This is a genomic window from Brevundimonas sp. (genome assembly GCF_029945885.1).
In the GTDB taxonomy this organism is placed as follows: domain Bacteria; phylum Pseudomonadota; class Alphaproteobacteria; order Caulobacterales; family Caulobacteraceae; genus Brevundimonas.
The window spans coordinates 417372-430224 of sequence record NZ_JAQSDK010000037.1 but is presented as its reverse complement, the minus strand read 5'-3'; the positions used below and the strand labels follow the sequence as shown (position 1 = coordinate 430224).

General features: G+C 67.7%; 13 protein-coding genes and 1 other RNA gene. 12 read left to right on the top strand and 2 right to left on the bottom strand.

Annotated features, from left to right (window positions below):
- Nucleotides 1–73: 73 nt before the first annotated feature.
- Nucleotides 74–805 carry a 3-deoxy-manno-octulosonate cytidylyltransferase gene (locus PSV00_RS15060; protein WP_300448848.1) on the top strand — a complete coding sequence of 244 codons (732 nt, stop codon included), beginning with the start codon at nt 74–76 and terminating at the stop codon, nt 803–805.
- Here PSV00_RS15060 and nudC read toward each other — a convergent pair.
- Nucleotides 802–1734, bottom strand: coding sequence for an NAD(+) diphosphatase (nudC, locus tag PSV00_RS15055; protein WP_300448845.1), 933 nt, complete (start codon nt 1732–1734; stop codon nt 802–804). The two genes, PSV00_RS15060 and nudC, sit on opposite strands and share 4 nt — an antisense overlap.
- A gap of 73 nt (nt 1735–1807) precedes the next feature.
- Between nudC and ffs the strand changes: the two genes are divergently transcribed.
- The 5 genes from ffs to recR all read left to right on the top strand — a co-directional run bounded on the left by ffs (nt 1808) and on the right by recR (nt 5852).
- An RNA gene (gene ffs, locus PSV00_RS15050) (signal recognition particle sRNA small type) lies at nt 1808–1903 on the top strand.
- A gap of 169 nt (nt 1904–2072) precedes the next feature.
- Entirely contained in the window at nt 2073–2927 is an 855-nt protein-coding gene (locus PSV00_RS15045; RefSeq protein WP_300448842.1) for an oxidoreductase, read from the top strand.
- 71 nt (nt 2928–2998) lie between these two features.
- Nucleotides 2999–4867 carry a DNA polymerase III subunit gamma/tau gene (locus tag PSV00_RS15040; RefSeq protein WP_300448838.1) on the top strand — a complete coding sequence of 623 codons (1869 nt, stop codon included), beginning with the start codon at nt 2999–3001 and terminating at the stop codon, nt 4865–4867.
- Nucleotides 4868–4912: 45 nt separating this feature from the next.
- Entirely contained in the window at nt 4913–5242 is a 330-nt protein-coding gene (locus tag PSV00_RS15035) for a YbaB/EbfC family nucleoid-associated protein (RefSeq protein ID WP_300448835.1), read from the top strand.
- Between the two features lies 1 nt (nt 5243).
- The gene (recR, locus tag PSV00_RS15030; RefSeq protein ID WP_300448833.1) at nt 5244–5852 is read left to right on the top strand and encodes a recombination mediator RecR; all 609 of its coding nucleotides are present in this window, start codon (nt 5244–5246) and stop codon (nt 5850–5852) included.
- 82 nt (nt 5853–5934) lie between these two features.
- Here the strand turns inward: recR and PSV00_RS15025 are convergent, their stop codons facing one another.
- Nucleotides 5935–7095, bottom strand: coding sequence for an IS30 family transposase (locus tag PSV00_RS15025; protein ID WP_300448832.1), 1161 nt, complete (start codon nt 7093–7095; stop codon nt 5935–5937).
- A gap of 154 nt (nt 7096–7249) precedes the next feature.
- On the opposite strand from PSV00_RS15025, the gene PSV00_RS15020 reads away from it, so the two are divergent.
- The 6 genes from PSV00_RS15020 to PSV00_RS14995 all read left to right on the top strand — a co-directional run bounded on the left by PSV00_RS15020 (nt 7250) and on the right by PSV00_RS14995 (nt 12783).
- The gene (locus PSV00_RS15020; protein ID WP_300448830.1) at nt 7250–8023 is read left to right on the top strand and encodes a hypothetical protein; all 774 of its coding nucleotides are present in this window, start codon (nt 7250–7252) and stop codon (nt 8021–8023) included.
- 1092 nt (nt 8024–9115) lie between these two features.
- Entirely contained in the window at nt 9116–10411 is a 1296-nt protein-coding gene (locus PSV00_RS15015; RefSeq protein WP_300448828.1) for a DNA recombination protein RmuC, read from the top strand.
- Between the two features lie 90 nt (nt 10412–10501).
- Nucleotides 10502–10960, top strand: coding sequence for a hypothetical protein (locus PSV00_RS15010; protein ID WP_300448827.1), 459 nt, complete (start codon nt 10502–10504; stop codon nt 10958–10960).
- 10 nt (nt 10961–10970) lie between these two features.
- Entirely contained in the window at nt 10971–11174 is a 204-nt protein-coding gene (locus PSV00_RS15005) for a helix-turn-helix transcriptional regulator (RefSeq protein WP_300448825.1), read from the top strand.
- Complete coding sequence (locus PSV00_RS15000; protein ID WP_300448824.1) at nt 11171–11758, top strand: hypothetical protein; 588 nt, start codon at nt 11171–11173, stop codon at nt 11756–11758. The genes PSV00_RS15005 and PSV00_RS15000 overlap by 4 nt, the downstream gene beginning before the upstream one ends.
- Before the next feature lie 59 nt (nt 11759–11817).
- Entirely contained in the window at nt 11818–12783 is a 966-nt protein-coding gene (locus PSV00_RS14995; protein WP_300448822.1) for a TraB/GumN family protein, read from the top strand.
- Nucleotides 12784–12853 lie beyond the last annotated feature (70 nt).

The window sequence follows — 12853 nt, the reverse complement described above, 5'->3', positions numbered from 1 at the left end:
GTCTCTTACACGGTAGCGCGGCCTTCGCAAATGGCCCGAGCCTGTCGGGGCGTCGCAGGGTGAAAACAACGCCATGAACCCTCTGGTCCTGATCCCCGCGCGGATGGCCGCGACCCGGCTGCCGGACAAGCCCCTGGCTGATATCGGCGGGGTGCCGATGATCGTGCGGGCCTGGCGTCAGGCCGTCGCTTCGGGCCTGCCGGTGGCCGTGGCCGCCGGCGATCCCGAGATCGTCGCGGCGATCGAATCCGCCGGTGGACGGGCTGTGCTGACCGATCCGGACCTGCCGTCCGGCTCGGACCGGATCCGCGCCGCGCTCGAGGCGATCGATCCGGACGGCCGCCACGATGCGGTGATCAATCTGCAGGGCGACATGCCCTTCGCCGATCCGGGACTGGCCACGGCCTGCGCCGCCCTGCTGCACGGCCAGCCGGACTGCGACATCGCGACGCTGATCGCGCCCGAGGCTGAGGTCGGCGACCGGTCGAACCCGGATGTGGTCAAGGCCGTGGTCGCCCTGGCCGAAGGCGAACACCATGGCCGGGCCCTGTATTTCACCCGCTCGACCCTGTTCGGGGACGGACCGGTGTGGCGGCATGTCGGCCTGTACGGCTACCGGCGCGAGGCGCTGATGCGATTCTGCGCCGCCCCGCCGTCGCCGCTGGAGCGGCGCGAGAAGCTGGAGCAGCTGCGGGCGCTGGAGATGGGGCTGTCGATCTGGGCCGCGGTGATTCCCGAGGCCCCGCTGTCGGTCGACAATGCCGACGACCTGGCCGCGGCCCGGGCCCTGGCGGTCGCAGGCTAGACCTCGAAGCCGTCGACCCAGGCCTGCAGCAAGGTGCGGGCGATGGCCACGCGCGGCGGGGCCTTGATGGCCGGATGGGTGCCGGCCAGGACGGCGCGGGCCTCGTCCCGGGTCAGCCAGGCTACGGCTTCCAGCTCGGTCTGGTCCGGGGCGGCATTGTCGTCGGAAACCTCGGCGATCAGGCCGATCATCAGCTGCGACGGAAACGGCCACGGTTGGCTGGAGTGGTAGCGCACCGCCGTCACCGTCAGGCCCGCCTCTTCCTCGATCTCGCGGGCGCAGGCTTCCTCGATTGATTCGCCGGGCTCCAGAAAGCCGGCCAGGGCCGACATCCGGCCTTCGGGCCAGGCGGCCTGACGGCCCAGCAGGCACCGATCGCCGTCCGGCGATTTGAACACCGGCAGCATGATGGTGACCGGGTCGACGCGCGGGAAATGCTCGACCCGGCAGGCCGGGCAGATGCGCTTCCAGCCGCCGCAGGCATTTTCGGACTCGATCCCGCAGGCCGCACAGAAGCCGTGGCGGCGGCGCCAGTCGAACAGGGATTTCGACACACCCGCCATGGCGGCGTCCGCCCCGCTGAGCAGGCCGGCGGCCTCGCGCATTTCGGTGAAGGTGCCCAGACCGGCGGCGGGACCGACGGTCGGGTCGATCGAGCCCTCGAACTCGATGGCGAAGACCGGCGCGTCCTTCCACAGGCCCAGGAACAGTTCCCGGTCGGGTACCAGGTCGCGGGCGTGGGGCAGGGACAGCCAGGTCAGGCGCGGCCCGTCGGCATGATCCTCCAGCAGGGGGCGGCCTTCCCATAGCGCCATGGCCAGGGCGTCGGGCCGTTCGGCCTGTTCGGCCAGCCAGCGGGGGTCGTTGCGCAGGTCACCGGCCCGGTTGAGGGGATTGCCGGCGAAGGTGTTGGTGGCGGGAAGGGACATGGGGCCATCCATAGCCTCAAGCGGTTGTTGGCGGGAGGTGTCTTGATCTCGCCCTCATGAACCGCGATATAGGCCTTGGAGATCGCGGGCGAAGGTTTCGCCAATCTGGTCAGGGCCGGAAGGCAGCAGCCACAACGAATTCCCCTTCGGGTCGCGGTCTCCACCTCCTCTCTTTTTAGGGCGCGATTGCCGACGACGCGGTCGTCGGCTGCCTGAGCGCGCATTTGGGCGCTATCACTCGTCGCGCGGCGGCCTGCTGCTTGAGCGCGTGTCGGGCGCTTGCCGCGCGCCGGGAGAAACCCCACCTGAAGTTTCCCGGATATGCACAGGAGCCCCCCATGACCGACCTCGACACCCCCGTCTGGTTCATCACCGGCTGTTCGACCGGCTTCGGCCGGGATCTGGCGGCGGCGGTGCTGGCCCGGGGTTATCGGGCCGTGGTCACGGCGCGCAACGTCAACCAGCTGGCCGATGTCGTCGACGGCTATGAGGACCAGGCCCTGGCCCTGACCCTGGACGTCACCGACCGCGACCAGGCCGAGGCGGCGGTCAAGGCGGCCATCGCCCGGTTCGGCCGCATCGACGTGCTCGTGAACAATGCCGGCATCGGCTATTTCGCGGCGATCGAGGAAAGCGACGAGGCCGAGGTCCGGCGCATGTTCGAGGTCAATGTCTTCGGCCTGTCGCGGATGATCCATCTGGTCCTGCCGGGCATGCGCGCACAGCGCAGCGGCACCATCGTCAACATCTCCTCGATCGGCGGTATCCGCGCCTTCCCGGCGGTCGGCTATTACAACGGCACCAAATTCGCGGTGGAGGGCATTTCCGAGGCCCTGTCGCAGGAGGTCGCGCCGCTGGGCATCAAGGTGCTGATCGTCGAACCCTCGGGCTTCCGCACCGACTGGGCCGGCCGTTCGGCCAATGAGACCCAACATCCGATCGCCGACTATGACGCCACCGCCGGGCGCAACAAGGGCACGATCCGCAGCTATTCCGGGGCCCAGCCGGGCGATCCGAAACGCGCGGTGGCGGCCATCATCAAGGCCGTCGAGGCGAAGAATCCGCCCCTGCGCCTGCTGCTGGGCAAGGCGGCCCTGGTCGGGGCGCGCGGCAAGATCGAGATGCTGCGGACCGATTTCGACGCCTGGGCCGCGGTCACCGAGGGGGCCGACTTCCCCGAGGGCGAGGGCTAGAGTCACACCGCCCCCGGATTCCGTCGCATCGGCCCTTCGCGAGGGGGGCTGACTCGCGGTAAGACCTCCCCATGACCGACGTCGACGCGAATCCCGATGGCCCTCCGTGGGAGGAGGACGCCCCCGAGCGGGACGACAATACCGACGACATGTTCGGGGCCCCGGCGGCCGCCGCTGTCGTCGCGCCGGAGGCTGGGGCTGCGCCGGTCGTGGCCGCGGCGGCTGTGGCTGTGTCGGCCGCCGATGACGGACCGGCCGCCCATGTCGATGACGGGGCCGCCTATACGGTGCTGGCGCGCAAATACCGCCCGCGCACCTTCGAGGACCTGATCGGCCAGGAGGCGATGGTGCGCACCCTGACCAACGCCTTCGCCAGCGGCCGCATCGCCCATGCCTTCATGCTGACCGGGGTGCGCGGGGTCGGCAAGACGACCACCGCCCGCCTGCTGGCCCGGGCCCTGAACAACCAGAGCGACACCATCGACCGCCCGTCCCTGGCCCTGAGCGCCAACGGCCGGCACGACGCGGCCATCATGGCCGGCCAGCATATGGATGTGATGGAGCTGGACGCCGCCTCCCACACCGGTGTCAACGATATCCGCGATATCCTCGAGAGCGTCCGCTACGGCCCGGTCGAGGCCCGCTACAAGGTCTATGTGCTCGATGAGGTGCACATGCTGTCGAACCAGGCCTTCAACGCCCTGCTGAAGACGCTGGAAGAGCCGCCGCCGCACGCCAAATTCATCTTCGCCACCACCGAGATCCGCAAGGTGCCGGTGACCATCCTCAGTCGCTGCCAGCGCTTCGACCTGCGCCGGGTCGAGCCCGAGGTCCTGGTCGGCCATCTGGAGCGGATCTCGGCCCGCGAGGGCATGACCATCGAGTCGGACGCCCTGGCCCTGATCGCCCGCGCCGCCGAGGGCTCCGTGCGCGATGGTCTCAGCCTGCTGGATCAGGCCCTGGTCCAGGGCGAACGCGGCGAGACGGTCAAGACCGAGACCGTGCGCGACATGCTGGGCCTGGCCGACCGTAGCCAGACCATCGCCCTGTTCGAAAGCATCATGGCCGGGCGCACGCCCGAGGCGCTGGAGAATTTCCGCACCCTGTACGGCTACGGTGCCGATCCGGTCCAGGTCACCAACGACCTGCTGGAACATTGCCACGCCGCCTCGGTGGCCAAGATGCTGGGCCCCAACGCCACCCGCCTGCCCAATGACCAGGCCCAGAAGCTGGCCGCCCTCGGGGCCGCCCTGTCCGCCGGCACCCTGGCCCGCGTCTGGCAGATGCTGCTGAAGGCGCTGGACGAGGTGCGGCGCGCGCCCAGCCCGGCCGATGCGGTCGAGATGGCCATCGTCCGCCTGGCCTATGCCGCCGACCTGCCCGGCCCGGAAGAGGCTCTGAAGGCCCTGCGTGACGGCGATCCGACGGCCGGGGGCGGTGGCGCGGGCCCGCGCGGCGGCGGCGGTGGTGGCGGTGGTGGAGCCTCGGCCCAGCTGGCCGTGCGTCAGGCCGTGGCCCCGGCCTTGCCCGATCCCCAGACCTTCGAGGCCACCGTCGCCCTGATCGGCGAGAAGCGCGAGATCAGCCTGCAGATGGACGTGCAGCGCTACGTCAAGCCGGTGCATTTCAGGCCGGGGGCCATCACCTATGAGAGTGGACCCGGGGCGCCGTTCGATCTGGCGCGACGTCTGGCCAGCCGGTTGAAGGAATGGACCGGCCGCACCTGGCTGATCGCCGCCAACGGCTCGGGCGGGGGCGAGACCCTGATCGAGGGCGAGAAGCGCGGCCGGGCCGAGGAACGGGCCGCGGTCGAGGCCGATCCGTTCGTCATGGCCGTGCTGGAAGCCTTCCCCGGCGCGAAACTGGGCGAGATCCGCACCCTGGCCCCGGCCGTCGAAATGCCGGCCATTCCCGATGACGGCGAGACCGACGAGGATTGAGCCGCCCCCCTGTCACTGACCGTTCCAAGGACCTATCTAGAGCCCATGACAGACCTCAATGCCCTGATGCAGCAGGCCCAGGCGATGCAGCAAAAGCTGCAGGACGCCCAGGCGAAAATGACCGAAACCACCGCCAGCGGCACCAGCGGCGGGGGTCTGGTGACCATCGCCCTGAAGGGGCCGGGCGACATCACCGCCGTGACCATCGACGACAGTCTGATGGTCGCCGGCGAGAGCGAGATCCTGGCCGATCTGGTCATGGCCGCCCATGCCGACGCCAAACGCAAGCTGGACGAGGCCAACACCGCCCTGATGCGCGAGGCCGCCGGGCCGATGGCCGGGATGAACATCCCCGGCATGCCGAAACTGTTCTGACTTGGCCGCCTCGGCCGGGCCGGAAATCGAACGGCTGATCAGCCTGCTGGCCAAGCTGCCGGGCCTGGGTCCGCGCTCGGCCCGCCGCGCCGCCCTGGCCCTGCTGAAGCGGCGCGAACAGCTGCTGGTGCCCCTCGCCGCCGCCCTGCAGGAGACGGCCGACAAGGTCACCTCCTGCTCGGTGTGCGGCGCGCCCGACACTCGCGATCCCTGTTCCATCTGTTCCGACGGCGCGCGCGACAATGCGTTGATCTGTGTGGTCGAGGAGGCCGGGGCCCTGTGGGCCATGGAGCGCTCCGGGGCCTTTCGCGGCAAATACCATGTGCTTGGCGGCCTGTTGTCGGCCCTGGACGGGGTCGGACCCGAGGCCCTGCGCATCGCCGAACTGACCGGCCGGGTGCGCGGCGGCGAGGTGCGCGAGGTGGTGCTGGCCCTGCCGGCCACCGTCGACGGCCAGACCACCGCCCACTATATCGCCGAGCGGCTGACCGGGACCGGCAATTCGGTGGCGGTGACCTCCCTGGCCCGCGGCGTGCCGGTCGGCGGCGACCTGGACTGGCTGGACGACGGCACCATCGTCCAGGCCATGCGGGCACGACGGCCGGCCTAGGGTTTCACCCGACTGCCGACCCGGGCATGCCGGTGGTGGTGCGGAATGCGGACTCGGGGAAGGTCTGCTTTGGGGGGTGGGCTCAACTGATCGCTGCAACACACGCGGCGAAGGTCTCTGCTGGCGTCCGATAGAGCAAGGTCTTTCTGGGCCGCTCGTTGAGCTGCCGGGCGATGGCGCTGAGCTGGGCCTGGCTGTGCAGGGACAGGTCGGTTCCGTGGGGCAGATACTGGCGCAGCAGCCGGTTGGTGTTCTCGTTCGAACCGCGCTGCCATGGTGACCGGGGATCGCAGAAGTAGACGGCGACGTCGGCGGCCATCGCCAGCCGCTTGTGGTCAGCCAGCTCCTTGCCCCGGTCCCAGGTCAGGGACCGGTAAAGCTCGCGAGGCAGTTTCCTTGACTGTTTAATCAGGGCGGTGACGACGCTTTCGGTGTCCTTGTTGGCGACCTTGACCAGCATGACGTAGCGCGAGTGGCGCTCGACCAGGGTGGCGACGTAGCTGTTGCGGGACCCGCCGATCAGGTCGCCTTCCCAGTGGCCGGGGACGGCGCGATCCTCGACGCAGGCGGGCCGTTCGCTGATGGAGACGGCGTCCCTGATCTGGCCCAGGCCGTTCCGCTTCAGGCTGGCGTGTCGGGAACGGCGGATGGTCCGCCGGGCCCGGAGGTGCTCAAGCAGCTCCTTCTTCAGCACCCCTCGGGTCTGGATGAACAGGCTGCGATAGATGGTTTCGTGCGACACCTGATTGTGCGGCTCCCCGGGCCAGGTGCGCCTGAGCCAGCCGGCGATCTGCTCGGGCGACCAGTTCCGCCGCAGCTTGGCCGATACTGTCCGGGCCAGGGCCGGTCGGCAAGCCAGCTTGCAGCGTTTGGGGCACCGCGCCCGGTCCCACGCCGCCTGATCCGACCGTGTCGCCCGATACCGCTCAGGCCCGCCGTTGCGCAGAACCTCGCGGCTGATCGTCGATGCCGATCGACCCAGTGACCGGGCGATCCCACGCAGCGAGCAGCGGGTGCTGAGCCCCCGGGAGATTTCCTCCCGCTCGCCCAGACTGAGGGCTCGCGAAGCCCGTTTGCGGTCCGGAGGCCGGATGCCGCCCGTCGGCGAAAGCACCGAGAACACCGACGAGGACTCGCGATCAAACCGTCGCCCGATCGAACTCATCGACTCGCCGGCCTTCCAGCGATCCCAGATCTCAGCCCGTTGGGCCGCCGAGTAATAGATGCGACGCCGCTGCTTCATGACCCACGCTCCATCTCCGAAGAAAAGCTAGCGTGTTGCGGTCACCGGTTGAGCCCACCGTCGAAAGCCGTCATTCACCTTGGTCCTTGCGGACCGGTCTCGCTTACCCAAAGCTCACGTCTCCGAGCTACCGGTGCAACCAAGGTTCTGACTGATGTTTTCCATTCGACAAACCCTGTGCGCGACCGTTGCGGCCCTTTCAGCTTGTGGGTCGGCGAATGCGACCGTTCAAACACCGGGGACCTTCGCTGGAATTTCGTCAGATGCAGCGTGTTCCGTCGCCGATTTGCGACCGCCGTTCGACTTCTCGAAGCCGGTGATCGTCGGCGAGTTTCACGGGACTGAGCAGTCAGGCTCTGTTGTGACAGCATTGATTTGTTCAGCGATCACCTCAGGCCGATCCGTCAGCTTGGCGGTCGAGATGCCACCGCAGGCCGTTGAGGATGTCTATAGCGGACCGGTCACAAACCAATTCTGGCAATCACATCCTGACGGGCGAGCCTCGATGGCGATGCGGCGACTGCTGATCTCCCTCAGCAATCTACGGAGATCGGGTGCGCTAGAGGTCGTAGGTTTCATGGGGGAAACCGTCTCAGACGAATCATCCGATTTCGCTTCCGCCGAACGCATTCGCAGGGGTGTCCGTCCTGGCGATGCCGTAATCGTCCTCGTGGGCAACTACCATGCTCGACGGGCCACCGAGCCATCAGGTCAGGATACGCTCCCATCGGTGCTTGGCGATGTTGTAAACATCAATATCGCGAACAGCCTGCCGGGGACCGCGTGGGCTTGCATGCCAGAATGTGAAGTTCACGCCATGAGCGGTTCGTCCGGGAGATTGCCGCTCGGCATCAGCCCTGTCTCTGCTGCTAATGGGTTCGATTATTATTTTGTCGTGGAAACCTTCACGCCGTCAGAACCCTTCTGACTGGCACGGCTCGCAGGATTGCAATGTCCGCAATGGGTCGGGAGCCGTCAGTCGCCTAAGGGCGGAAAGCGGACATAGGCGAACCGCCCGCCTATTGGGCGTTGAGGTCCGAACTCACACGCTGGAGAATCGTCATCGCTCTCGCCCGAGCTTTATTCGTCCGTCTCCTCTGACGTGCAGCTTTCAACTCAAATGGCAACCTAACCAAAGAAGCGGCCATGAGAGCGATAAAACCTAAGTATTGGTAGGATAAAACATCGCGATTTTCCGCAATAAAGGAAATCCAAAACGCGACACCAGCACAAAGGTAAAAGGTCACAATCACAAACGTGACAGGGATCGGGTAGAGACTGCGCTGATTGTATGTTGGCTCCATTCTTTTGAACCTAAGCAAAAATGGCTGTTTTGCAATCATGGGACGCAAACGACGGATGTCCGCTCAGGGTCGGAAGCCGCCCGTCGCCTAGGGGGGAGAACCGGACCTGGGCGTTTCAGCGCATATGCGGCTGACAATCCCGGTCAACGCGCGGTGGCTCAATAGAAGCCGCTGTCATCATAGGGAGGGTCGGGTTTCGGGTTCCGCTCTAAGTCGCGATTCCGTTTTCTGATCAGCACTTGTAGCTGTTCTGCCGGGGCTTTTGAGCGACGGACCGCGAAAGCGATTACGGCGACCAAAATAATCAGCCCTGCCCAGATCATTTCTCGGCCCCGGGTTCCGACGTGGGCGCAGTAGCCACCCGCACCTTCTCATCGAAAGCGATTTCGTCCTCGTCGATTTCCAGTTCGCGGTTGAGGTTGTCCATTGTCATCCCGCCATGTTGTCGATCTTGCTGATCGATACAAGGCAGGGTCCGCAACGGGTCGGAAGCCGCCCTCACGCCCGAACCTGACGCCCCCGCCCCCTACACTCCGCCCACCGCAACCCTGCGGCAGCCGGCGCAAATTCCCCCGTGACCCCCGCTCACCGCCCCCTTCGATCCGTTCCCGTCCTCCCCGCCCCTCCGGGCGATGTGGACTCAGTGGACCCAGTGGACCGAGTGGACCCTGTTTTTCCGTTCACCCCCGCCGGCGACTCCCGGTAAGGAACGGAGCATGAACGCCAATCTGATCCTTGCCGTCGCCGCCGCGATCGTCGCCGTCATGGCCCTGTTCTGGGCCCTGATGGAGCGGCGTCGCGCCACCGCCGCCGAGACCCGGGCCTGGGAGCTGCGCGAACGCTATGCCGAGACCGAGGCCCGCATGCGGCTGTTCGAGGACCAGGCCGCCACCTCGACCGAACTGTTGCGCGCCCAGGCGGCCCAGACCGCCAGTACGGCGGCCAATACCGTGGCCGAGGAACTGCTGAAACGCACCGACGAGACCTTCCGCAATCGCGAACTGATGGCGCAACAGCGGATGGAGGCCCAGCTGAAGCCCGTGGCCGACACGCTGAAACTGTTCCAGGAACACGTCACCGCCCTGGAGAAGACCCGCAACGAGGAAACCGGCGGGCTGAAGGAGCAGCTGGCCCTGCTGATGACCGCCTCGACCGCCACCCGCGACGAGGCCCGGCGCCTGACCGAGGCCCTGCGCGGCAATACCGGGCGGCGCGGGCGCTGGGGCGAACAGACCTGCCGCAATGTGCTGGAGGCCGCGGGCATGGCCGGCCGGTTCGATTTCGAGGAACAGACCTCCTCGGCCAATGAGGAGGGGCGGCAATCGCGGCCCGACTTCATCGTGCGCCTGCCCGGCGGCGGCATGTTCGTGATCGACGCCAAGGTCTCCCTGGCCTTCGTCGATGAGTCGGACGGCGATGACGAGGCCCAGCGCACCGCCGCCTCTGTGCGCACCGCCGCCAGTATGAAGACCCACGTCCGCCAGCTGTCGTCCAAGGCCTATCAGGACCAGTTCAAGCCCAGCCCCGATTTCGTCGTCATGTTCGTGCCCGGCGACGCCTTCCTGGCCGCGGCCCTGGACCATGAGCCCGACCTGATGACCACGGCGATGAGCTCGCGGGTGGTGATCGTGACGCCGACGACCCTGTTCGCCCTGTGCAAGGCGGTGGCCTACGGCTGGCGCGCCGACGAACAGGCCCGCAATGCCGAGGAGGTCGCGAAACTGGGCAAGGAGCTCTACAAACGCCTGTCGGTGATGGGCGGCCACGCCGCCGCCGTCGGCCGGGCCCTGGACACGGCCGTCGGCAAATACAACCAGTTCGTCGGCTCGCTGGAGAGCCAGGTCATGGTCTCGGCCCGCCGCTTCGAGGATCTGCAGGTCGATCACGAGGGCAAGGAGATGCCGGTCCTGCCGGCACTGGAGTCGACGCCGCGCAGCCTGAGCCGGCCCGAGCTGCTGGCCGGAACCCCGGACACCGTCGCGGAGCCGAAAACCCGCCAGACCCTGGAATAGGACAAGGCGGCTTGTCGTTATGACAAGGCCGCTTGACATGGGTGCTGCGTGGTGTAAAACACACTTGTCAAAACGACGAGGGTACTTTCCATGAACAAAAACCTGACCCCCCTGATTGTCCGGTCGCTGATCGGCCTGCTGGCCGTCATGGTCGTGGCCTTCGTCGTCGGCATCGCCGTCGGCTACCTGTCCGCCAGCGGCGCGATCGATCAGGACCAGGCCACGGTCTGGGTCATCGGCATCATCGCCGCCGCCCTGATGGCCGGCGGCATGGTCATCTCCGTCGCCTGGATGCGCTCGATCGACGAGGCCGCGCGTGAGGCCCACAAGGCCGCCTGGTTCTGGGGCGGCTGTGGCGGCATGCTGGCGTGCGGGCCCCTCTTCGTCCTGGCGACCCTGCCACAGGCCCGCCGCTGGACCGTGCCCTCAATGTTCGAGGGCCGCACCGATCCCGCCGCCTATGCCGCCACCGGGGCCTTCGCCGTGCTGCTGGTGATGATCCTCGGCTATACGATCGTCTGGGCCTGGTGGTGGTGGCGCCGTCGATGAGGGCCCGGTCATGAACAACCGTCTCAAGATCCTGCGCGCCGAACGCGACTGGAGCCAGGCCGACCTGGCCGAACAGCTCGGGGTCTCGCGCCAGACCGTCAATGCGCTGGAGACCGGCCGCTACGACCCGTCCCTGCCGCTCGCCTTCAAGATTGCCCGCGTCTTCGACCAACCCATTGAATCCATCTTTTCCGACACAGGAGCCGGATCATGACGACCCTGACCGACACCCCGAAGCCGCCCCTGGCCCTCAGGATCCTGGGCATCGTCACCCTCGGGGGGCTGGGCGCGCTCACCGGCTACGGGGTCACCCAAATCGCCCTGATGCGGGACCAGACCTGGGCCGACAGCCTGGCCACGGCCATGGCGGTGGCCCTGCTGGCCATCGCCGCCCTGAGCATCATCACCCTGGCGCGACGGCCCTCCACCGTCCCCCGGGCCTGCGGGTTCCTTCAGATCGCCGTCTTCCTGCTGGCCGGGGCGATGTTGCTTCTGCCCATGTTCGGTCCGGCCTGGGCCAACGCCGATGTCGTGTTCGGCGGGATCGTCGTCCTGTCGGTCCTGCAGGGCGTCGCCAACCTGATGCTGTGGCGCGCGGCCGACGAAATGCTGCGCCGGATCATGGCCGAGACCGCCGCCACCGCCTTCTGGGTGCTGCAGACTGCCCTGTTCCTCTATGCCGCCGCCGAACGGCTGGGCCTGGTCGGAACCGTCAGCGGCTGGGGCCTGATCGGCATCCTGATGGCCGTCTATCTGCTGGCCTCGATCGTCGCCTCGGCCCGACGCGGCATTCACTGACCGCCGACGGCCTCATCCTCGCCCCTCTCCATCTTCACCCTGTTCCAAAGGATCATCCCATGACGTTCGTCTCGCTTCTCAAATCTTCCGCCGGCCGGATCACCCGCGTCGCGGCGGGCACGGCCCTCGGGTTCGGCCTCACGCTCAGCCTGCTGACCGCGCCGGGGCAGGCCCTTGCCCAGACCGCCGCTCCGCAAGCCGTTCTGCCCGCCCAGGGCAACGGTCCGGCCCTGTGGGTCATCCGCGACGCCGACTCGACCATCTATCTGTTCGGCACGGTGCATGTGCTGCGCCCGGACACCGCCTGGCAGACCGACCGCGTCGATGCGGCTCTCGACAGCGCCTCGCGGCTGATCCTCGAGGTCGCCAACCCGGATGACCAGGCGGCGGCCATGCCCCTGATCCAGCAGTACGGCATCTCGCCCCAGACCCCGCTGTCCACCCTTCTGACCGCGGATGAGCTGGCGGCGCTGGACACCGCCGCCCGCACCATGGGGATGACGGCGGCCCAGCTGGATCCGCTGCGGCCCTGGCTGGCGGCCCTGACCCTGTCGGTCGCGCCGATGACCCGGGCCGGCTACGATCCGCGGTCGGGCGTCGACCTGCTGCTGAAAGCGCGGATGGAGGCGGCCGGCAAGCCGGTGGACGGGTTCGAGACCCTGGACGAACAGATCCGCCTCCTGGCGGGCTTCCCCGAGACGGGTCAGCTGGACTTCCTGCGCAGCACGCTCGATGATTTCGAGGATGCGACCACCGAGCTCGGTCGGCTGGTCTCGGCCTGGGCCGACGGCGACGTCGCGGCGATCAATGCGGTCGGGGTCGAGCCGATGCGGGACGCCAGCGCGCTGATGTACCAGTCGCTGCTGGTCGACCGGAACGTCAACTGGGCGGGCCAGATCCAGACCCTGCTGGACGGTTCCGGCACGGTCTTCATCGCCGTCGGGGCCGCCCATCTGGCCGGGGAGGACAGCGTTCAGGTCCAGCTGGCCCAGCGGGGTGTCACGGTCGAGCGGGTTCCGAACTAGGTCGCCGCGTCCGCAAACAGGAAGGGCCCGGCCGCTGTGATGCGGTCGGGCCTTTGCTGTCTGGCCGGGT

Bases quoted from the DNA above. Each gene is read 5' to 3' on its own strand.
- PSV00_RS14995 (WP_300448822.1), top strand. From the start codon at position 11,818: ATGACGTTCGTCTCGCTTCTCAAATCTTCCGCCGGCCGGATCACCCGC.
- PSV00_RS15035 (WP_300448835.1), top strand. From the start codon at position 4,913: ATGACAGACCTCAATGCCCTGATGCAGCAGGCCCAGGCGATGCAGCAA.
- PSV00_RS15025 (WP_300448832.1), bottom strand. From the start codon at position 7,095: ATGAAGCAGCGGCGTCGCATCTATTACTCGGCGGCCCAACGGGCTGAG.
- PSV00_RS15005 (WP_300448825.1), top strand. From the start codon at position 10,971: ATGAACAACCGTCTCAAGATCCTGCGCGCCGAACGCGACTGGAGCCAG.
- PSV00_RS15060 (WP_300448848.1), top strand. From the start codon at position 74: ATGAACCCTCTGGTCCTGATCCCCGCGCGGATGGCCGCGACCCGGCTG.
- PSV00_RS15010 (WP_300448827.1), top strand. From the start codon at position 10,502: ATGAACAAAAACCTGACCCCCCTGATTGTCCGGTCGCTGATCGGCCTG.
- PSV00_RS15015 (WP_300448828.1), top strand. From the start codon at position 9,116: ATGAACGCCAATCTGATCCTTGCCGTCGCCGCCGCGATCGTCGCCGTC.
- nudC (WP_300448845.1), bottom strand. From the start codon at position 1,734: ATGTCCCTTCCCGCCACCAACACCTTCGCCGGCAATCCCCTCAACCGG.
- PSV00_RS15000 (WP_300448824.1), top strand. From the start codon at position 11,171: ATGACGACCCTGACCGACACCCCGAAGCCGCCCCTGGCCCTCAGGATC.
- PSV00_RS15045 (WP_300448842.1), top strand. From the start codon at position 2,073: ATGACCGACCTCGACACCCCCGTCTGGTTCATCACCGGCTGTTCGACC.
- PSV00_RS15040 (WP_300448838.1), top strand. From the start codon at position 2,999: ATGACCGACGTCGACGCGAATCCCGATGGCCCTCCGTGGGAGGAGGAC.
- PSV00_RS15020 (WP_300448830.1), top strand. From the start codon at position 7,250: ATGTTTTCCATTCGACAAACCCTGTGCGCGACCGTTGCGGCCCTTTCA.